15 protein-coding genes and 2 pseudogenes are annotated in these 19,964 nt (G+C 70.5%); 9 read left to right on the top strand and 8 right to left on the bottom strand.

Features of this window, described 5'->3' with window-relative positions:
* Positions 1-33 precede the first annotated feature (33 nt).
* Positions 34-1,509 carry an oligosaccharide flippase family protein gene (locus AB0H43_RS34565; protein WP_360006489.1) on the top strand — a complete coding sequence of 492 codons (1,476 nt, stop codon included), beginning with the start codon at positions 34-36 and terminating at the stop codon, positions 1,507-1,509.
* A complete protein-coding gene (locus tag AB0H43_RS34560) occupies positions 1,493-2,383 on the top strand; it encodes a glycosyltransferase (protein ID WP_360006486.1) in 891 nt (296 codons plus the stop codon). Before AB0H43_RS34565 ends, AB0H43_RS34560 begins: the two co-directional genes overlap by 17 nt.
* Here the strand turns inward: AB0H43_RS34560 and AB0H43_RS34555 are convergent.
* Genes AB0H43_RS34555 through AB0H43_RS34545 form a run of 3 tightly spaced genes read right to left on the bottom strand, consistent with a single transcriptional unit; the run spans position 2,373 to position 5,724 of the window.
* Positions 2,373-3,311, bottom strand: coding sequence for a TIGR03621 family F420-dependent LLM class oxidoreductase (locus tag AB0H43_RS34555; protein ID WP_360006483.1), 939 nt, complete (start codon positions 3,309-3,311; stop codon positions 2,373-2,375). The genes AB0H43_RS34560 and AB0H43_RS34555 overlap by 11 nt on opposite strands.
* A complete protein-coding gene (locus AB0H43_RS34550; protein WP_360006480.1) occupies positions 3,308-4,735 on the bottom strand; it encodes an O-antigen ligase family protein in 1,428 nt (475 codons plus the stop codon). Before AB0H43_RS34550 ends, AB0H43_RS34555 begins: the two co-directional genes overlap by 4 nt.
* Entirely contained in the window at positions 4,732-5,724 is a 993-nt protein-coding gene (locus tag AB0H43_RS34545) for a hypothetical protein (RefSeq protein WP_360006477.1), read from the bottom strand. The genes AB0H43_RS34550 and AB0H43_RS34545 overlap by 4 nt, the downstream gene beginning before the upstream one ends.
* Before the next feature lie 325 nt (positions 5,725-6,049).
* On the opposite strand from AB0H43_RS34545, the gene AB0H43_RS34540 reads away from it, so the two are divergent.
* The 5 genes from AB0H43_RS34540 to AB0H43_RS34520 are packed head-to-tail and all read left to right on the top strand — an operon-like array spanning position 6,050 to position 11,512.
* The gene (locus tag AB0H43_RS34540; protein ID WP_360006474.1) at positions 6,050-6,721 is read left to right on the top strand and encodes a polysaccharide deacetylase family protein; all 672 of its coding nucleotides are present in this window, start codon (positions 6,050-6,052) and stop codon (positions 6,719-6,721) included.
* Positions 6,718-7,614 (top strand): glycosyltransferase family 2 protein, encoded by an 897-nt coding sequence (locus AB0H43_RS34535; protein WP_360006471.1) that lies wholly within the window; start codon positions 6,718-6,720, stop codon positions 7,612-7,614. Before AB0H43_RS34540 ends, AB0H43_RS34535 begins: the two co-directional genes overlap by 4 nt.
* 32 nt (positions 7,615-7,646) lie before the next feature.
* On the top strand, positions 7,647-8,732 hold the full coding sequence (locus tag AB0H43_RS34530) for a GNAT family N-acetyltransferase (RefSeq protein WP_360006469.1): 1,086 nt from the start codon (positions 7,647-7,649) through the stop codon (positions 8,730-8,732).
* A gap of 1 nt (position 8,733) precedes the next feature.
* Positions 8,734-10,050: a nucleotide sugar dehydrogenase gene (locus tag AB0H43_RS34525; RefSeq protein ID WP_360006466.1), complete on the top strand. Its 1,317-nt coding sequence runs from the start codon at positions 8,734-8,736 to the stop codon at positions 10,048-10,050.
* Entirely contained in the window at positions 10,040-11,512 is a 1,473-nt protein-coding gene (locus AB0H43_RS34520; RefSeq protein ID WP_360006464.1) for a glycosyltransferase family 4 protein, read from the top strand. The genes AB0H43_RS34525 and AB0H43_RS34520 overlap by 11 nt, the downstream gene beginning before the upstream one ends.
* Before the next feature lie 231 nt (positions 11,513-11,743).
* Here AB0H43_RS34520 and AB0H43_RS34515 read toward each other — a convergent pair.
* A pseudogene (locus AB0H43_RS34515) lies at positions 11,744-12,055 on the bottom strand (glycosyltransferase); the annotation flags it as partial.
* Between the two features lie 155 nt (positions 12,056-12,210).
* Between AB0H43_RS34515 and AB0H43_RS34510 the strand changes: the two are divergent.
* On the top strand, positions 12,211-13,386 hold the full coding sequence (locus AB0H43_RS34510; RefSeq protein ID WP_360006462.1) for an acyltransferase: 1,176 nt from the start codon (positions 12,211-12,213) through the stop codon (positions 13,384-13,386).
* A gap of 211 nt (positions 13,387-13,597) precedes the next feature.
* Here the strand turns inward: AB0H43_RS34510 and AB0H43_RS34505 are convergent.
* The 4 genes and pseudogenes from AB0H43_RS34505 to ccrA form a co-directional block, all read right to left on the bottom strand.
* A pseudogene (locus AB0H43_RS34505) lies at positions 13,598-14,038 on the bottom strand (phosphatase PAP2 family protein); the annotation flags it as partial.
* Between the two features lie 140 nt (positions 14,039-14,178).
* Entirely contained in the window at positions 14,179-15,582 is a 1,404-nt protein-coding gene (locus tag AB0H43_RS34500) for a hypothetical protein (protein WP_360006460.1), read from the bottom strand.
* 155 nt (positions 15,583-15,737) lie between these two features.
* Entirely contained in the window at positions 15,738-16,964 is a 1,227-nt protein-coding gene (locus tag AB0H43_RS34495) for a cell division protein DivIVA (RefSeq protein ID WP_360006457.1), read from the bottom strand.
* A gap of 206 nt (positions 16,965-17,170) precedes the next feature.
* The gene (gene ccrA, locus AB0H43_RS34490; protein ID WP_360006454.1) at positions 17,171-18,514 is read right to left on the bottom strand and encodes a crotonyl-CoA carboxylase/reductase; all 1,344 of its coding nucleotides are present in this window, start codon (positions 18,512-18,514) and stop codon (positions 17,171-17,173) included.
* Between the two features lie 390 nt (positions 18,515-18,904).
* On the opposite strand from ccrA, the gene AB0H43_RS34485 reads away from it, so the two are divergent.
* Complete coding sequence (locus AB0H43_RS34485) at positions 18,905-19,801, top strand: DUF559 domain-containing protein (protein ID WP_360006451.1); 897 nt, start codon at positions 18,905-18,907, stop codon at positions 19,799-19,801.
* Positions 19,802-19,964 lie beyond the last annotated feature (163 nt).

The following is a 19,964-nucleotide window of genomic DNA, read 5'->3' as shown; positions in this document are numbered from 1 at the left end:
ACCCGGTGGACGGCCCGAGAGAATTGCCTCGCTATGACCATCGCAGAGACCGCCCCCGAAGCCAGCGCCACCGAAACGATCGGGCGGCAGGCGACGCGTGGGCTGAAGTGGAGCCTCGCGGGGACGCTGGTGAACAAGGCCGGGTCGTTCGCGCTCGGCCTCGTGCTCGCCCGTCTGCTCGCGCCGGCGGATTTCGGCGTCTTCGCCGTCGCCTTCGCCACGATGCAGCTCGTCATGGTCGTCAACGACGTCGGCCTCATCGCCGCCACTGTGCAGTGGCGTGGCGCCCTGGAGGAGGTCTCGGCCACCGCCACGGTGCTCGCGATGGCCTTCAGCATCCTCATCTACCTGGGATTCTGGGTCGCCGCCCCGATCATCGCGGAGGTCTCGGCGGTGCCGCAGGCCACCGGGGTGATCCGGTTGCTCACCGTGGTCATCCTCATCGACGGCGCCACCGCGGTCCGGAGCGCCGCGCTGATGCGTACCTTCCGGCAGGACAAGCTCATCCAGGCCAATCTCATCGGCATGGCGGTCAATGCCGCGGTCGCCGTCCCGCTCGCGCTCGGCGGCGCGGGAGCGTACAGCTTCGCCGGCGGGCTCGTCGCTGGGACCGCGGTTACCGGAGTCCTGGTCTTCTTCTGGGCGGCGGTCCCGCTGCGGGTCGGGTTCGATCGCGCGGTCGCCCGGCGGCTCATGGCCTTCGGCATCCCGCTCGCGGCCAGTCTCGGCGTCGAGGCCGTGCTGATCAACGCGGCCTACATCATCGTGGGGCACTTGGCCGGCGCCACCGAGCTCGGCTATTACCTGCTGGCCTTCAACATCTCGACCTGGGCGCTGAGCATCCTGTCCAGCGCGGTGCGGTACGTTTCGGTCGCCGGGTTCTCCCGGCTGTCCGAAGTAGACTCCGAGACCCTCTCCGCTGGAGTGCAGGCCTCGCTGCCCACGCTGGTCACCGTCCTGGTGCCGATCGCGGTGCTCATGGCCGTGCTCGCCGGCCCACTCATCGCGGTCCTCTACGGGGCGAAATGGTCCGCGGCCGCGCCGGTGCTGCCCTTCCTCATGCTCCTCACAGTGGTACGCGTCCTGACGGGATTCGCGCTGGACATCCTCATCGGAGCGGGCGCGACCAAGGCGGCGCTACGCCTCTACCTGATCTGGGCGGTCGTGCTGATCCCGGCGCTGATCTTCGCCACCACAGAGGGCGGCATCACCGGGGCCGCCGTCGCGCATGCCGTGGTGGGACTGTGCGTCGCACTGCCGGTCACGGTCGTCTCGCTGCGCCGGGTCGGCGTACGCCTCAAGCCCGTCGGCCCGAAGCTGCTTCGTCCGGTGCTCGGCGGCCTCGTCGCCGGGGCGCTCGCCTGGCTCGCCTGGTACGCCATCGAGGACCCGGCGATCGTGGTGCTCGGCGTCGGCGGCGTCGCCGGGCTGGCCGCGTACGCGGTCTTGGGTGTCGGCGCGGCCCAGCTCCGCCGGCTGCGTGGTTCGGTTCGTGGAAAGGAAGCATGACGTGCTGATCTCGGTCTGCCTGCCGGTCCGCAACGGAGCGGAGCGCATCGCGTCGGTGGTGAAGTCGATCCGCGCCCAGGAGCACACCGAGCTGGAACTGATCATCTCCGACAACGCCTCGACCGACGACACCGAAGGCGTCTGCCGGGAGCTGGCCGCCGCCGACGAGCGCATCCGGTACTTCCGGCAATCGGAGAACGTCGGGCTGCTGAACAACTTCATCTTCGCCGGGCGGCAGGCCCGGGGCACGTTCTTCCGCTGGGTCGGCGACGACGACTGGCTCTCCCCGCACTGCCTGTCGCGGGCGCTGGCCGAGTTCGAGCGGGACGAGCGGCTGATCCTGGTGACGATGGGCGTCCAGTTCGAGCTGGAGAACGGCGTCACTGAGACCGCCCCCTACCACGGGACCGCGCTGGCCTCGGACGATCCGGTCGAGCGGCTGGGCGAGATGCTGCGTCTGCTCAACACCAGCTATGCGCTGATCGACCCGCTCTACGGGCTGATGCGCCGCGAGACGATCATCCCGATTCCGCGGCGCAACATGCTCCGGGAGGATCAGATCTTCGCCGCGAAGATGGCGCTGGCCGGACCGTGGGGACACGTCGGCGAGGTTCTCGGCCGCCGTGGCTGGCGCGACGAGAGCCGCAAGGTGCTCGGCCGGCGGTTGGGCGTACCGGCGTGGACGGCGCACGCCGCGACCACGTTGCAGGGCGTCGAGCTGATGCGCTGGGTCAACACCGTCGATCACCTGGAGCCGGAGCAGCGCCGCCGGGCGCGGGCGCTCGTCTACCGCTGGTACGCGGGCCGGCAGCGCCGTGACTGGGGCAACCGGGGCAAGAAGCTCGCCCGCCTGGCGGGAGTGGCTAGAGCTTAGCGATGACGGCGGCCGCAGCGACGGGGTCGCCGCCGAGGTGGAACTGGTTCAACCCCAGCACTTCCCGCCACTTGTGCAGCTGCTCCGCGCAGTGCGCGGCCGGCCCGTGCAGGACTGCCGGGCTGGCCGCCAGCACCTGTGGATCGACGCCCTGAGCGAGGCTGGAGGTCCACCGCTGGGCATCCGGCACGTCGGTCACGTCGAGGGACAGCACGCTGAGTTGGACGTCCAGAATGGACGGATCGCGACCGGCGGCGGTCGCGCCGGCTCGGGCCCACGCGATCTTCTCGGCGACCCGGTCCTCGGTCAGGTCGAGCACGGCTGAACCGGCGGCGGCGTCCGGCTTGAGACTCGGGTTCACTCCGACGATGTCGGCCAGGCGCCCGGCCAGCCCCAGTACCTTCCGGCTGCCGCCGCCGACGAGGATCGGCGGATGCGGCCGTTGGACCGGTTTGGGCAAGCCGTCCAGCTCGGTGATGCGATAGTGCGTCCCCTCGAAGGTCAGCGGTTCGGCGGCGAAGAGCCCCTTGACGACCTGCACGGACTCGGCCAGCCGCGCCACGCGTACCCCTGGGGTGTCGAGCTGGAGACCGGCGGCCTGGTAGTCGCCCGGAAGCCAGCCCGCGCCGAGCCCGATCTCCACCCGCCCGCCGGACAGGACGTCGAGCGTGGCCATGGCCTTGTGGAGCAGGACGGGATGGCGATAGTCGTTGCCGAGGACGAGGCTGAGCACGCGCAGGGTGGTGGCGGCCTCAGCCGCTGCGGTCATCGCGACGATCGGCTCCATCACCCAGCCCTGCGTGAAGTGGTCGGAGACGGCGACCGTGTGGAAACCCAGGTCTTCCAGCCGACGCAGCTCGGCCCGCCACTGCGGCGGCGGCACGGTGAGCCGAGGCATGGGGGCGATGAAACGGAACGGGCGGGTCACCGCGCCACCTCCGGCCGGTAGGCGCCGCCGAGGAACCAGCGCGTGGTGGAGGTCCGGATCTGCGGCTCGGGATGGGTGAGCCGCCAGACGGCGCCGCACAAGCCCAGCGAGAGGGCCATGACCACGGCGTAGGTCGTGAAGCTGAGCGAGTCGAAGGTGCCCGCCACCAACAGCGCCATGACCTGGGTGGAGAGGACCACCGCGCAGAGGTGCTTCTCGGCGTCGTTCGCCGAACGCTTGAGTGCCCGGTACGCCAGGACGATGCCGGTGATGTGCAGCGCGGCCAGCGCGACGACTCCGAAGACCCCGTTCGTGAGCAGCGTGACCAGCCACTGGTTGTCCAGGATCTGGTATTGCGGCGGGATCCAGGTGCCGGTGCCCCGGCCGAGCCACGGGTGTTGCCCGACGTACGCGAACACCATGGGATAGCGCTCGTAGCGGGCGGAGACGGAGGAGTCGTCGGAGGCGTTGGAGAAGATGGAGAACAGCGTCCGGTAGAGCCCTGGGCTCACCGCGGCGAGCACGCCCAGCAGGCCGACGCTGAGCACGGCGACGTTGAAGCGCATGCGCCAGTTCCACACGGGGACCAAGCACATGAACATGACGCCGATCGCCAGAATCCCCGTACGCGAGATGGTGGCGCCGACACCGGCCGCGATCAGCGCCGCCGACACCAGCGAGAGCTGCTTCTGCCAGCGCTTCTCGCCGAATCGCGCGACGTGGACGGCGTAGGGGAGGGCGAGGGCGAGGACGGTGGCCAGTTCGATGTAGTGCGCGGTCGTGCCGGCGACCCGGTAACTGCTGCCCCGCATCATGAAGCCGAGGGCGTCGTACTTGGACTGCAGACCCGGGATGATCAGGTACTGCGTCAGGTCCACCGAGAACATGTACTGCATCAGGCCGATGACGGCCATCAGCGCGGCCACCACCACGACGACGTTGACCACCGCGCGCAGCCGCTCCCAGTTCGGCAGGCCGTCGGCGGTCATGAGGATGATGCCGGCGAGCGCGCAGAAGAAGAGCAGCGACCGGTCCGCGCCATTCGCCTCCATCGTGGTCAGTCCGCGCATGAAGCCGACCGCGTAGGAGAGCAGGACGCTCATCATGAAGAAGACGAGTGCCCACCGCAGCGGCTGCGGACCCCGCATCGACAGATGCGTGGTGAACCGGGTGATGAACCACCAGCCGAACAGGCCGAGCGCCATGATGAGGCCGGGCCGGGCGAGGTCGGTCATGCCGGGGACGATCAGGTTGAACGGGATGAGCCCGATCGCGACGATCATCAGGCAGAGGACCAGCGGGGCGTCCACCTTGCCCACCCGGCGCCGGGTGGCGTAGGTCCGGCCCGCGACGAACGAGGGCTCCAGATCCGCCCGGTGGCCGGCGGGCTGAGTCGCCGCCCGCTCGGCCAGTCCGTCGGTCACTCTTTGCTCGGCCAGGCCGACGGCCGCGGGATTTCGGCCCCGTTCATCGGGGTGAACGACGGCAGCACCAGCGTCGCGTCCTCGACCTCGGGCTTGTCCTCGTCGCCGTGCTCGGGATCGGAGATGTCGGTCGGCTCGATCACGTCGTCGACCGTCCGATACACGACGGGCTGGTCACCGGACCAGGCCGGCGAATCGTCCGGGGGAGAGCCGCCGGACGGCCCGGCCGTCGTGATCGCGCGGGGTCGGTACAGCGTGCCGACGCTGCTCAGGCGTACGCCGGAAGCCATGCCCACGGCGCGTTCCCGGGCCGCCGCCAGCTCGGTCGACGACATCGCGCTCGCCCGGCGCTTGGCGCGCGACCGCAGGAGCGCGTCGAACCCGACGGTCGCCGCGACGGTGAGCATCAGCCCGGCCGCGAACACCGCGACGAGTGCGCGCTTGACGTTGGAGTTCGACTTCTCGACGTTGGTGCCCTGGTCGAGCCGCCGGGCGGCGATCAGGTCGGCGTCGATCACATGCTCGTTCTTCTGCAGCTTGGTGACGCTCTCGGTGAACCGGGCGACCAGCTCGTCAGAGGTGCCGGCGGCCTGTGCCTTGGTCTTGCCGACCGCTTCGATCTTCACCATCGGGCTGTCGCCGCCCATCTCGAAGGTGAACGAGTCGGTGTAGCCCGCGGCCTTCATCGCCTCGACGACGGACTGCTCCTGCACCGTCACGATCGCGGCGTTGCCCAGCGTCTGCAGGCCCTGGCCGAGCCACGGGTTCACCTGCACGCGAACCGGCTCGCCGACCTTCGCCGGAACCGGCGGAGCCGGCTGCACGAGCTGCACGTAGGCGGTGGCGATGTAGTCCGGCTTGACCGCGCTGAAGGTCAGAACCGTCAGCCCCGTGGTCAGCAGAAGCATCGGCACGGCGACCACCCAGTTCCGGAAGAGCACCTTCGCGAGGTCCCAGAAGTCCACCGTCTTCCTTCCATAGATCGGCATGGATCGCATCAGCGAGCGTCGCGATTCGCGTCCACCGTGGGCGCAGCTTGCGTCGATGTAGGTCGCGGCCGAGGTGAGCAGGTGTCTAGCAGCTCGATCGTAAAGGAGCGGGCCCCATGATGGCATGGCCCGACCAGGCGTGAAGCAATCTTGACCGTGTCGGCTTGCGGACATTCGGTCCGCCCGATTCGCCGATGGCCCGTTGAGTCGACGAAACCCCACGATCTAACGGTCCCGGTCGGCCGCGGCTCGACCTGACCGAAGAACGATAGGCGATTCATTGCGCAGCTCAGATGCCCTCGGTGCATCGACAATCTTGATTAACGTGCACGGTATCGGGCCGACCGACCGCGAACTCGCGCCGGGTGAGGACCGGACCTGGGTGAGCGTCCAGCAGTTCGAGCAGATGCTCGATCTGGCGGTTCTGCGCGACCACGTCCGGATCACCTTCGACGACGGAAACGCGTCCGATCTGGAGATCGCCCTGCCGCGCCTGCTCGAGCGTGGGCTGACCGCGGAGTTCTTCGTGCTCGCCGGGTTGCTGGGGGAACCGGGCCGGCTCGACGCCGCCGGCGTACGCGAACTGGCCAAGGCGGGGATGCCGGTCGGCTCGCACGGCTGGGCGCACCGGGACTGGCGTCGCGTCGACGAAGCGCAGGCACGCGAGGAGTTCCAAGAGGCGCACCGCGTCCTCGGTGACCTGCTGGGGGAGCCGGTGGACACCGTCGCGATCCCGTTCGGCTCCTACGACCGGCGGGTTCTGCGGCGACTGCGGCAGGCCGGCGTACGCCGGGTGTACAGCAGCGACGGCGGGCCGGCCAAGCCGTCGTCGTGGCTGCAGCCCCGCAACAGCCTGCACCACGACATGGACGCCGCCTGGCTCGCCGCCGTCATCGACGGGAAACCCGGCGTCGCCCACCGGGCCCGGCGCTTGGCCGCGCGCACGGTGAAGCGGTTCCGGGGTGCGCCGGCGGAGCCGAAGGGCGGCGTCCGATGAGGATCGCCGTCGTCATCGTCACCTACAACAGCGCCGACGTCCTCGCCGACTGCTTACGCTCGCTCGAAGGCCAGCGCGACGTCGACATCGTCTCCGTCGTGGTCGCCGACAACGCCTCGCGGGACGACTCGCTCGCCGTCGCCAAGAACACCGATCTCCCGGTCGTTCCGCTGGCGATGGGGCGGAATGCCGGGTTCGCCGCCGGGATCAACGCCGGGGTGGCCGCCGTGGCGGTGGACTACGACGCCGTCATGGTGCTGAACCCGGACTGCCGTCTGGAGGCCGATACGCTGGCCCGGCTCGCCGCGACGCTGCAACGCAGCACCTGCGGCATCGCGGTGCCGAAACTGTTGAACGAGGACGGCTCCTTCCAGCCGTCCCTGCGGAACGAGCCGACGATCAGGCGGGCGTTCGGTGAGGCGTTCCTCGGCCGGATCGCCGGTCGGCTGCCCGGTTTCGGTGAGCTGATCACCGATCCGCGGGAGCGCGATCTGCCCGGCGCGTACTCGTGGGCCACCGGGGCGGCGATGCTGATCTCGGCGGCGGCACTAAGCGACGTCGGCCCGTGGGACGAGAGTTTCCTGCTTTACAGCGAGGAGACCGACTTCGCGCTGCGGGCGGCCGATCGGGGCTGGACGCTGTGGTACGAGCCGGCCGCTGAGGTCCGCCACATCGGCGGCGAGCAGCAGACCAATCCAACTCTCAACGCGCTCAGCGTGGTCAACAAGGTGACTCTCTATCGCCGCCGGCATTCGGTCCTTGCCGGTGGGGCGTACTTCCTGATCGTCCTCGCGGGCGAGGCCCTGCGGGCCGCCCTCGGCCGACGCCGGGCGCGCGCCGCCGTGGTCGCGCTGGTGCGGCCGTCCCGGCGACTACGAGCGCTCGTGACGTGAGCTGACGGCCACTGTCGATCTGGGGGGATGCGATGCCGATCACGATGCACGACTTCGACGAGCTGACCGCACGGCAGCTCGACGCCTGGCATGCCCTGCGGGCGGCCAACACCCGGTTGGACAGCCCGTACTTCCATCCGGGCTTCGCCGCGGCGGTGCACGCGGTGGGCGTACCGGTGCGGGTCGCCGTGGCGACCGACCCCGCCGGTGAGGTCCAGGCTTTGCTGCCCACTCACCGCGACGGCGGTGAGCTGCGCCCGGTCGGCTGGCCGGGCGCCGACTTCCAAGGCCCCGTCTGCGCGCCCGGCTTCCGGATCGCGCCGCTCGAGCTGCTCGCCGGAGGGGTACGCGGATACGCGTTCGACCACCTGCTCGTGGACGACGAAGACGGGACGGGTGAGGAGTTCACGCCGTGGATCGAGTCCCGGCGGCCGTCGCCCTATCTCGACGTCACCGGCGGGCTCGACGGCTACCTGGGCCGGGCGTCCAGCAGCGGCAAGAGCAACATCGGGCAGGCGCGCCGCCACACGGCGAAGACGGAGAAGGCGTACGGGACGGTGCGGTTCGCCGCCGACGTCGTCGACGACGCCGCCCTCGAGCAGCTCATCGAGCTCAAACGCGGGCAGTACGCCGCCACCGGCGCCGCCGACTACTTCGCCGATCCGCGCCGGGTGCGGCTGGTGCGGTCGTTGCTGCGTACGCGGGATCCGGAGTTCGCCGGGATTCTGTCCACTCTGCACGCCGGCCCCCGTCTCGTCGCCGCGCACTTCGGCCTGCGGGCGGGCGGCGTCCTGCACTGGTGGTTCCCCGTCTACGACCCCGAGTTCGCCCGGCTGGCCCCGGGCTGGATGTTGCTCCGTGAACTGGTGGCGGCCGCGCCCGGCCTCGGCGTCACCCGCATCGACCTCGGCCGGGGCGAGGACGAGTACAAGCGCCGGGCCAAGACCGGCGAGATGGTCGTCGCCCAGGGTCTGGTCACTCGTAGTTCGGCCCGTCGCGTCCTGCGCCGCCTGCACGGAACCGTCGTCGGCGCCGCCAAGTCGTCCCCGCTCGGCCCCGGCCTGCGCCGCGCGGTCCGGGTGATCAAGGGGACGACCCGTTCCCAGGAAGGCAAGTGATATGAGGATCAGCGTCATCGGCCTCGGCTACGTGGGCAGCGTCTCCGCCGCCTGCCTGGCCGCACGCGGTCACGAGGTGGTGGGCGTCGACGTCAGCCCGGTCAAGGTGGAGCTCATCAGCCGGGGCCAGGCGCCCGTCGTCGAGGAGCGGATCGGTGAGCTGACCGCCGAGGTGGTCGCGTCGGGCGCGCTGCGGGCGACGGTCGACCTCGCGTCGGCGATCCACGCGACCGACGTGTCCCTGATCTGTGTCGGTACGCCGTCCGCGCCCAGCGGCAGCCTGTCGACGGAGTACCTCGAACGGGTGTCGGCCGAGATCGGCGAGGCGCTGGCCGGGGTGGACCGCTGGCACACGGTCGTGTTCCGGAGCACGATGCTGCCGGGCACCTGCGAATCGCTGCTCATCCCGTTGCTGGAGAAGGCCTCCGGACGCACCGCCGGGGTCGACTTCGGCGTCGCGTACAACCCGGAGTTCCTGCGCGAGGGCTCGAGTGTCCGGGACTTCCTGGACCCGCCGAAGACCGTGATCGGCGAGTACGACACGGTGAGCGGCGACGTCGTCGCCGCGCTCTACGAGGGCCTGCCGGGCGAGGTGTTCCGGGTGCCGGTGGCGGTGGCCGAGATGGCCAAGTACGCGGACAACTCGTTCCACGGCTTGAAGATCGCCTTCGCGAACGAGATGGGCGCGATCTGCCGGGCGCTGGGCGTGGACTCGCACCGGATGATGGACGTCTTCCTGGCCGACCGCAAGCTCAACATCAGCCCGGCCTATCTGCGCCCGGGGTTCGCGTTCGGCGGTTCCTGCCTGCCGAAGGACCTCCGGGGCCTCGTGTACGCCGCCCGCCGGGCCGACGTCGCGGTGCCGCTGCTCTCGCACGTGCTTCCGTCGAACGAGGAGCATCTGAAGCGGGCGGTGGAGCTGGTCATCAGCACCGGGAAGCGGAAGGTCGGGCTGTTTGGGCTGTCGTTCAAGCCGGGCACCGACGACCTGCGTGAGAGCCCGCTGGTCGAGTTGGCCGAGCGCCTCGTCGGCAAGGGCTACGAGCTGCGCATCTACGACGCGAACGTGGCGCTCTCCCGGCTGATGGGGGCCAATCGGGAGTACATCGACGGCCGCCTGCCGCACCTGGGCGAGCTGCTGAGCGATTCCGCCGACGATGTCCTCGACTTCGCCGAAGTGTGCGTCGTGGGCTTCGCCGATCCGGCGCTGAGCCCCGTCCTCGACCGGGCCGGCGACCGCCCGATCATCGACCTCGTCCGCCTTCCCGACGCGGAGACGCGCCGGGCGCACCCGGGATATGTGGGCCTTGGCTGGTAAAGCGCTCATCCTCGTCGAAAACCTGTCCGTGCCGTTCGACCGGCGCGTGTGGCAGGAGTCCTGCGCTCTGCGCGACGCGGGCTGGACCGTGAACGTCATCTGCCCGATGGGCACCGGCCGGGACACCGAGCCCTATGCCGAGCTGGACGGCGTGCACATCTACCGGTACCCCTTGAAGGCGGCGACCGGCGGCCCGCAGGGTTACCTGCGCGAGTACGCGTCCGCGCTGTGGCACACGTATCGGCTGGCGCGCAAGGTCGGCCCGGTCGACGTCGTGCACGCCTGCAACCCGCCGGACCTCTTCTTCCTCCTCGCCAAGCGGTTCAAGCGGCGGGGCGCCCGGTTCGTCTTCGACCAGCACGACCTGGTGCCCGAGCTCTACGAGTCCCGGTTCGGCCGGGGCCGGGACTTCCTCTACCGAGTGGTCTGCTGGCTCGAACGCAAGACGTACCAGGCCGCCGACATCGTCATCGCGACGAACGAGAGCTACCGCGAGGCGGCCCTGACCCGGGGCGGCAAGCGTGAGGACCAGGTCTTCGTCGTCCGCAGCGCGCCCAAGGTCGAGCGGTTCCACCAAGTGCCGCCCGAGCCCGAGCTGCGCAAGGGCAAGCCGTACCTGCTGTGCTACCTGGGAGTCATGGGCCCGCAGGACGGTGTGGACTATGCGCTGCGCGCCCTGGCGAAGCTGCGCGACGAGCAGGGGCGTACGGATTGGCACGCCGCCTTCGTGGGCGCGGGCGACACCTTCGACGCGATGAAGGAGCTGGCCGTCGAGCTGGGCCTCGCCGACGACGTCACCTTCACCGGCCGAATCAGCGACGAAGACCTGCTCCGCTATCTGTCCACTGCGGACGTGTGCCTCTCGCCCGACCCGCTCAACCCGTTGAACGACGTCTCCACGATGAACAAGATCATGGAGTACATGGCGATGTCCCGCCCGATCGTCTCGTTCGAACTGCGCGAGGCCCGGGTCTCGGCCGGCGACGCCGCCGTGTACGCCCCGGCCAACGACGAGTCGGAGTTCGCCAAGCTCACGGCGTACTTGCTGGACTCGCCGGAGGACCGGCGGCGGATGGGTGAGATCGGCCGCGCCCGGGTCGCCGGCCCGCTGTCCTGGGATCAGTCGAAGATCTCGCTGCTCGCCGCGTATGAGGCGGCGGTGGAGGGGCTAACCGTTCCTCGTCCCCGCTGGCACCCGACTGCTGACATCGAGACCCCACGACGTCCCGCCCCGCCGGCCGCGCAGGACCGTCCAGCCCCGGTCGAGGAGCAGGACGGCCAGGTAGCAGCCGGCATCCAGCGGGCTTACCTCGCGACGCGCCACCAGCGAGAGCAGCGCTCGCGGACCGAGGCGTCCCTCGGCGGAGACTCGGCCCAACTCGGCGAGCTGCCGATTGCCGGCCCGGACGCGAACCCGTCGGCGCAGGTACGCGGAGACGGTCCGGGCCGGGCGCACGAATGACCGCGCCTGCCGTACCACGACGCGTTCGCCGGGGGTGAAGCTGTTATGGACGTAGCCGTCGTCGGAGAGGACCTCCGGCAGGGGGAAGACCCGGGCGTGACCCGCCTCGGTCAGGACATAGCAGCCGGCCCCGGCGAGCGCCCGGGTCGGCGCCATCAGCCGGTCGTGCACTCGATGCACTCGGCGCATCACGAAACCCGTGCCGGTCAGGTCGAACTCCGGGGCGGGGGCACAGGCCAGGACACCGTCCTCCGTGCACGCCGCGACGAGCGCGCGGACCGAGTCGGCGGTCAGGCGTACGTCGGCGTCGAGATAGATCCGCGGGAACGCCCGGCATTCGGCGTCGCCGAGCGCCAACGCGTGCACCTTGCCGGGCACGGGCGTCTCGAAGACGCGTACGCCCGCGCGCCGGGCCGCCGCGGCGGTCCCGTCGGTGCAGGCGTTCGGGACCACGACGACGTCGAACTCGCCGGGGGCCGAGTCGCCGAGGAGGACGCGCAGGTTCTCCTCGATCACGGCCGCCTCGTTGTGGGCCGGGATCACGATGCTGACTACCGCTTCGCTCACGCACCGAGGATAGGGGCCGCGCCCAGCGAACCGCGCCGCTCGAAACCGTCGGCAACCCGTCAGTCCATCAGCCCGCCGGAACCCGGCGCGGCCAGCCCAGCCCGCCGACAGCCACCAGAGGAGATCGCGAGATGACCGCGCAGACCGTGCGATCGGCGCCCGTCGCCGGGGCCGAGTCCGAGGCCGCCGACCGGCCGCGCCGGGATCGGCTGTCCGGCCTCGACGGCATCCGCGGTCTCGCGGCGCTCTTCGTCGTGCTGCACCACTGCTACCTGGTCAGCTTCGGCGGCTACCCGAAGATCACCGGACCGGGGTGGGCCGGCTGGCTCATCTACGGCCACTTCGCGGTGGTCGTGTTCATCGTGCTCTCGGGATTCTCCCTGGCCGTCTCGCCGGCTCGGCACGAGTGGCAGCTCGGTGGCAAGGCCCGCTTCGCCTTCCGCCGGGCCTGGCGCATCCTGCCGCCCTACTGGGCCGCGCTCGCGTTCAGCCTGCTCGTCGCGTGGACGATCGTGCCGCAGCCGGGGGAGGGGGCGCCGACGGGCAAGACGGTCGCGGTGTTCGGCCTGCTCCTGCAGGACATCGTGGGCTCGCCCAGCCCCAACGGCGCGTTCTGGTCCATCGCCGTCGAAGCCCAGCTCTACCTGGTGCTCCCGGTCCTGCTCGTGATCATCCGCAAGGCCGGGGCCGCCACCATGCTCGCGGCGGTCGCGGTCCCGGTCCTGCTCGTGGGGATCTTCGCGCCGAGCGTCCCGCTCGTCGCCAAGCTCACCCGCTTCACGCCTCAGTTCGCCATCCTGTTCGCGGCGGGCGTCGCGGCCGCGGGGATCCTTGCCGCTTCCGATCGGGTACGCCGGTGGCCGTGGCACTGGTTCGCCGGTGTGGCCGCACTACCCGTCGTCGCGATGATCGCCGTCGAGGGTTCAGAGTGGACGGTCGAGCACTTCTTCTGGGTCGACGTCGCCTTCGGCCCGGCGGTCGCGATGCTGCTCGCGGCGGTCGCGATTCGGCGTCCCCGGCCGTTGGTGTGGTTCCTCGACACCGCCCCGGTCCGCGGGCTGGGCTCGTTCTCCTACAGCCTCTACCTGATCCACGCCCCGATCGTGGTGGCCGTCGCCGATCAGCTCGTCGCTCCCCGCATTGCGGACGGCGTACCGTTTTTCCTGGTCACGCTGGTGGTAGCGGCTCCACTGTCGGTACTGAGCGCGTGGATCTTCGCGTCGGTGTTCGAGATCCCGTTCCAGCGCCACCGGGGCTGGCAGGCGCTGAAGGCGGCGTACTCGGGTCGAGGTCGACTCCGTCAATGAGGGCGAGCAGCGTCGCCAAGGTGCCCACGGCGGCGGCGAAGACGAGCGCCCGGCTGATGCTGAACCCGGAACTGAGCCGCCAGGAGGACGCCGTCACGAGCAGTCCGGCGAGCACGGCGGCGACCAAGGCGCCACCGGCCACCACCACGACGCGTACGCCGCGCGGCCGGGTGGTCTGGCGTACGCGACCGAGCCGGGCCAGGAGGTAGACGGCCGCACACGCGTAGGCGAGCACGATCAGATCGCTGCCGAGGGTGTCGCTCGGCCGATGCCAGCCGGCGGTCACGGTGGCGACGCCCATCCCGAGCGACCACGGGGCCAGCACGATCGCGGCGAGCAGCCGATACCGCGCGGGCACCACCAGCACGACTCCGGCGAGGATGGCCATCGCCGTCGCAGTGTGCCCACTCGGGAAGCTCTGATCCTCCCGGCGTACGCCGCCGGCCAGCAGCACCGGCCGCGACACGACCTTCTGGAGCACCTCCGTCGTCAGCGCGGACGCGGCGATCACACCGGCCGCGAGCCCGCCGAGTCGCGTACGCCCCCGGACCGCCCCGATGACCACCACTCCGACCAGGGCAGCCACCAGCGTCTTGATGCCGACCGTGCTCAACAGCCGGATCGCCAAGGCGGCCTGATCAGTGCCCGGCATCTTCGCGGCCGCCGCGTCGAGTACGGCGTCTTCCAGGGACTGCCCAGCATGTGTCCACAGTGCTATGAGGTAGACGGCGATCAGCGCCGCCCCGCAGGCCGCCCCGACGATCGCGGAGTGTCGGGCGAGCCTGCCGTTCACTAGCGTGGCGCCGGGGCCGTGGCCTCCGCCTCCGCGTCGGCCTCCTGCTCTGCGGCCTCGTCCTCGGCGGTGACCTGCGGCGGCGCGGACTTCTTCGCCGCCGCCTTCCGGAGATCCACGGTGTGCTCGGTCTCCACCGAGCCTTCCGTCGCGGCCGCCTTGATCACGGTCGTGGTCTCGTCCGTCGGCTCCGCCGCCCCTGGAGCCGACGGCGTCGGCAGAGTCAGCACGGTCGTCGTGTCAGGGTCCGAGCCGGCGGCCGGCATCGCGATCTTCACAGTCTCCTGGACCTTCGCGGCTTCCTGGACCTGCACGGTCTCCTCGGCCTTCGCGGTCTCCTGCGGCTGCACCGCCTCTTGCGCCTGCACTGCCTCCTGGACCTGCACGGTCTCCTGCACCTTGGCGGCTTCGGCCCGGGCCGCGGCCAGGCGAGCCTCCGCGTCGGTGGCGGCCCGCTCGGCGTTCTCGGCGTTCTGCTTGGCCGCCTTGGCGTTCTGGTACGCGTCGTGCAACTGCTTGCGCGCGCTCTCGAGCTCGGTCTGCGTCTCCTTGAGACGGCTCGACTCGTGGTCGGACTCGGCTCGGATCGCGGCGATGCGCTGCTCCAACTCGACCAGCGTGGCCTGCGCCGCGGTGGCCGCCTGACGTTCCGCCTCGGCGAGCTGCGCTGCGCGTACCCTCTCCTGCTCGGCAGCCTCGGCGCGCGACTTCGCCTCCGCGACCGCACGTTCCGCGGCATCGCGGGCGGCCTGGGCGTCCTGCGCGGCCTGGGCCTTCAGCGCGGCGATCTCCTGCGCGGCCTGGGCCTTGAGCGCGGCGATCTCCTGCTCCGCGGCGGCACGGTGGTCGGCCGCTTCCTTGGCCGCCCGGTCCCGCAGGTTGGTGGCCTCCTGCTGAGCGGTGGCGAGCGCCCGTGCCGACGCGCTACGCCGTTCCTCATCGGAGCGCTGCTCGTCGGCTCGCCGGGCGGACAACGCGGTCTCGAAGTCGCGGATCGCGGCGGCGGCCCGATCGCGGGCGTCGGCCAGGACACGCTCCGCCTCGGCGCGAATGTCGGCGGTCTGGCGGTGGGCCGACTTGGTGATCTCCTCGGCCTGCTCTTCGGCGAGTTCCAGGATCTGCCCCACCCGGACGCCGAGATGTTTGAAGGAGACCGTGGCCGGAAGTTGCGATTTGCGGCGGAGGTCGGCGAGTTCGTCCTGCAGCAGCTGAACCTGCCCGGCCAGCGCCTGGACCTGCTGGTACGCCTGCTCCCGCTCGGCGGCCAGCGTGGCGATCTCGGCCTCAGCCTGCGCGACGTAGTCGTTGACCTGGCTCTTCTTGTAGCCCTTCAGCGCGTCGTCGAAGCTGGGCTGACTGGCTACGCCCTCACCGAGCGCGAAAAGATCTCCGCCTTGCGACATGTGCCCCATCCTCACATGTCTCGTCCGCTCTCGCACCACGCCCCACCGCAGTCACAGCAGATCTGCAGGAATCCGTTGGGCCACAGTGGATATGTTTCATCGGGCCCGCCGAGCGAGAATCGCCCGGCGGACCCGATCTGCCCCGATCGAAGGGATCAGGCCGAAGCCTTCTCCTCCTCGGCCTTCTTGCCCTTGTCGCCGGCCGGCGCCTGCACCGGAACGATGCCCGCCAGGCCGGACAGCATCTGCCCGAGCTGAGAGGTGACCGCGTCCTTCTGGCGGGTCAGCTCGTCGACCTCGCGGCGCGCCGCCGTCGTGGTCAGCTCGGCCTCGTTGCGAGCCTCGGTGAGCAGGCGGTGCGCCTCGGCCTTGGCCTCGCTGACGGCCTTCTCCGCCGCGGCCTTGGCCTTCTCGACCGTCTCGGTCGCGGACCGCTCGGACTCGATGCGGCGGGTCTCCGCGCGCTGCTCGATCTCCTTGGCCCGGTCCTCGGCGGCGCGAGCGCGCTCCTCGGCCTCGTTGACCATCTTCTGCGTCGCGGCGACCTGAGCGGCGTGCCGCGCGGACTCCTCGCGCTCGGTCTTCTCCCGGCGCTCGGCCAGCTCGAGCTGCAGCGCCTGGAGGTCCTTGTCGCGCTTGTCGCGGGCGTCGGCCAGCATCTTGGACGCCTCGGCGCGCTTCTCCTCGGCCTCCCGCGAAGCCTTGGCCCGCAGCTGGGTGATCTCCCGCTCGGCGGTGGCCCGCAGGGTGGCGACCTCGCGCTCGACGGTGGCCTTCAGCTCGGCGACCTCGTGCGCAGTGGCGGTACGCAGCGCCTTGGTCTCGCGCTCGGCGTCGGCGCGCAGCGTGTCGGCCTCGCGACGGGCCTGCACCCGGACCTCGGCGGCCTCCCGCTCGGCGGCGGTACGCAGATTGCCCGCCTCGCGCTCGGCGGTCGCCTTCATCGCGGCGGCCTCGGCGCGGGCCTTGTCCGTGATCTCACGGGCCTCGAGCCGGGCGGCGGAGAGGATGCCCTCGGACTCCCGCTTGGCCTCGCCGCGGTGATCGTTGGCCTGCTCCTCGGCCAGCCGCAAGATCTGCTCGACGCGAGTGCCGAGGCCCGACAGGGTCGGCCGGCTGTTCTCCTCGAGCTGCTTGTTCGTGTCGGTGAGCTTCTGCTCCACCGAGTTGAGGCGCTGCTCGGCCTGGCGGAGCCGACGCTGCGCGTCGTTCATCCGCTGCTCGGCCTCCTGGCGGGCCTGCTCGGACTGGATCAGCTGGGCGTTGATGCGGCCAAGATGGGCCGTGACCTGCTCGCGGTCGAAACCGCGGAGCACGACCGTGAAGTCTGCTTGAGTGTTCGCGCCGTCGAAGAAAGCGACGTCAGATTGCGGCTGGGGCATTGGGACATCCTGACAGACGTACCCGGGTGCTTCGCAAGAGCATGGGGGCTGTTTCGCCGACAAAGGCATGGTCAACTTGCGGGGCTTGCCTAGGTAGCGGCGTTTATTCCGATTTGTTGGGACTTGCCAGGGGCAGAACGACGGCGCAGGCGCGCCGTTGCGCCTGCGCCGGGTCACCCGCTCGGAGGAGGTGTAGCTGGTGTGACTTACACGCCACGGAAGCGGTTGATCGCCTCCTCGTGACGGGCACGCTTCTCCGAGTCGTAGATTCCGAGCCCCTCCCGGGGCGCCAGGGCGAGAACGCCCACCTTGCCCTGATGCGCGTTCCGGTGCACCTCGTACGTCGCCTGCCCGGTCTGCTCCAGAGAGAACACCTTGGACAGTGTCGGGTGCACGAGACCCCGGTCGATCAAGCGGTTGGCCTCCCACGCCTCGCGGTAGTTCGCGAAGTGACTGCCGATGATCCGCTTGAGGTGCATCCAGAGATAGCGGTTGTCGTAGTGGTGGTCGAAGCCGCTCGTCGACGCGCAGGTGACGATCGTGCCGCCGCGCTTGGCGACGAAGACGCTCGCCCCGAAGGTCTCCCGGCCCGGGTGCTCGAAGACGATGTCGGGATCGTCGCCGCCGGTCAGTTCCCGGATGCGCGCGCCGAACCGCTTCCACTCGTTCGGATCGGGCGTGTTCTCGTCCGACCAGAACTGGTATCCCTCGGCGGCCCGGTCGATGATCAGCTCGGCGCCCATCTTCCGGCAGAGATCGGCCTTCTGCGGACTGGACACGACGCAGACCGGGATGGCGCCGCCGTTGATCGCCATCTGCGTGGCGTAACTGCCGAGGCCGCCACTGGCGCCCCAGATCAGCACCACGTCGCCCTGCTTCATGTCGGCGCCGTGATGCGACACGAGCTGCCGGTACGCCGTCGAGTTCACCAATCCCGGCGACGCCGCCTCCTCCCAGCTCAGGTGGGCCGGCTTCGGCATGAGCTGGTTGGCCTTGACCACGGCCAGTTCGGCGAGCCCACCGAAGTTGGTCTCGAACCCCCAGATCCGCTGCTGGGGATCGAGCATGGTGTCGTCGTGCCCGGCCGCGTCCTCCAGCTCGACGCTGAGGCAGTGCGCCACGACCTGGTCACCGGGTTGCCACTTCGTCACGCCCGGCCCGGTACGCAGCACCACGCCGGCCGCGTCCGACCCCACCACGTGGTACGGGAGGTCGTGCCGCTTGGTGAGCGGCGACAGTTTGCCGTACCGCTGCAGGAAGCCGAACGTGGACATCGGCTCGAAAATGGACGTCCACACTGTGTTGTAGTTGATCGCGCTCGCCATGACGGCGATCAGCGCCTCACCCGGACCCAGTTCCGGGGTGGCGACCTCCTGCACGTGCAGCGACTTCCGTGGGTCCTTGTCCTTCGTCGCGATCCCGTCGAACATCGCCGCCTCGTCGGCCCGGACGACTACGCCCCGATAACTCTCCGGTACCCGCAGCTCGCCGAACCCCTCAATCCGGCCCGCGCCCTCGGCCGCGCCGATCGCCTCAAGGATGTGGTCCATCTCCCGCTCCTTCGCCTGACTACCGGGGATGCTCCCGGGTGGGCCGTGCCGGATCTATGTGGGTCACCCCCTGAACGACCGTTGAGGCGGTGTTGTGCGGAGGTTACTGCCCAGTAGCTTCGAGCGGGAACGCTTCTGTGAAATAGTCCACCGGCTTTTGGCACTCAGTGTTCATCGCTGCTCGGTGGCACGCTCCCGTGGGCGCTTTCGCGCTCGCCCCACCCCTAACGGGTGCCGCCCCGCGCTCCTAACGGGGGCCGCCGGGGTGCTGTCGCGGGTGATCTCCGGAAGCCCATGTACCTGATCTTGGTGCGGTGAGGTACCTGGACGTCCGGAGGTGGTTATCCACACCCCCTCCCGCCGCGGAGCGCCGTGGCGCATCGTTGTTCGATGCCGCGCGCCGCCAAGATCCCGCCGTCACTCGCCGTGGCGCCGTTTCGGGCCGCTGACGCCATAGAGGCCGGGTTGCTCACCCGGCGCCAGTTGAGTGGGCGCACGTGGGCCCGGCTGCTTCCCGGCGTTTACGCGTACGCGGAGATCCCGCTCGATCATCGCGTGTGGTGTGAAGCTGCCGCGCTGGTGCTGCCGAAAGGCGGTGCGATCGGCGGGCTCAGCGCCCTGCACCTCTGGGGCGTACGCGGTCTGGATCCGCCGCCGCTCGTGACCGTGCTGATCGGCGAAGACGACCGGGTGGCACCACATCCTCAGCTCGTCGTGAAACGCGGCGCGGTGCCGATGCGGGACGTGACCAGCGTGCTCGGGTTGCCGGTGACGACACCGGAACGGACCGCCTTCGACCTGGCCCGGTTGTTGCCGCGAACCGACGCGCTCGTCTGTCTCGACGCGTTGCTACACCAGCACAAGGTGTCGCTGTCTCGGCTCGCCGACGACTTCTCGGCCCGCCATCGGTGGCCTGGCCGACGCCGCGCCGACGGACTGCTGGGATTGGCCGAGCCGCTCGCCGAGTCACCGATGGAGACGCGGCTGCGGCTGCTCATCGCGGACGCGGGACTGCCGCGCCCGGTGGCGCAATTCAAGATCATGAACGGGAAGCGGTTCGTGGCCCGGGTCGACCTCGCCTATCCGAAGTCCCGCATCGCGATCGAGTACGACGGAGACCATCACCGTGACCGGGTGACGCACCGCTTCGACATGGAACGGCAGAACGACCTGCACGTTTTGGGCTGGACCGTGCTGCGGTTCCACGCCGACGACGTCCTCCGTCGGCCGGCCGAGACGGTGGCGAAGATCAGGGCGGTCCTGCGAAAGGCCGGCGCGCTCGGCTAACCGGCCGCCCCGGCCGCCCGCCCCGCCCGGCCGCCCGCCCCGCCCGGCCGCCCGGCCGCCCCCGGCCCGCCCGGCCCGCCCGGCCCGGCCCGGCCCGCCCGCCCCGCCCGGCCCGCCCGGCCCGCCCGGCCCCCCCGGCCCGCCCGGCCCCGCCCCGCCCGCC

Origin of the sequence: Hamadaea sp. NPDC050747, from assembly GCF_040654195.1 — a bacterium.
Lineage (GTDB): Bacteria > Actinomycetota > Actinomycetes > Mycobacteriales > Micromonosporaceae > Hamadaea.
The sequence above is the reverse complement of the archived record's forward strand: the minus strand, read 5'-3'. Positions and strand labels throughout refer to the sequence as shown.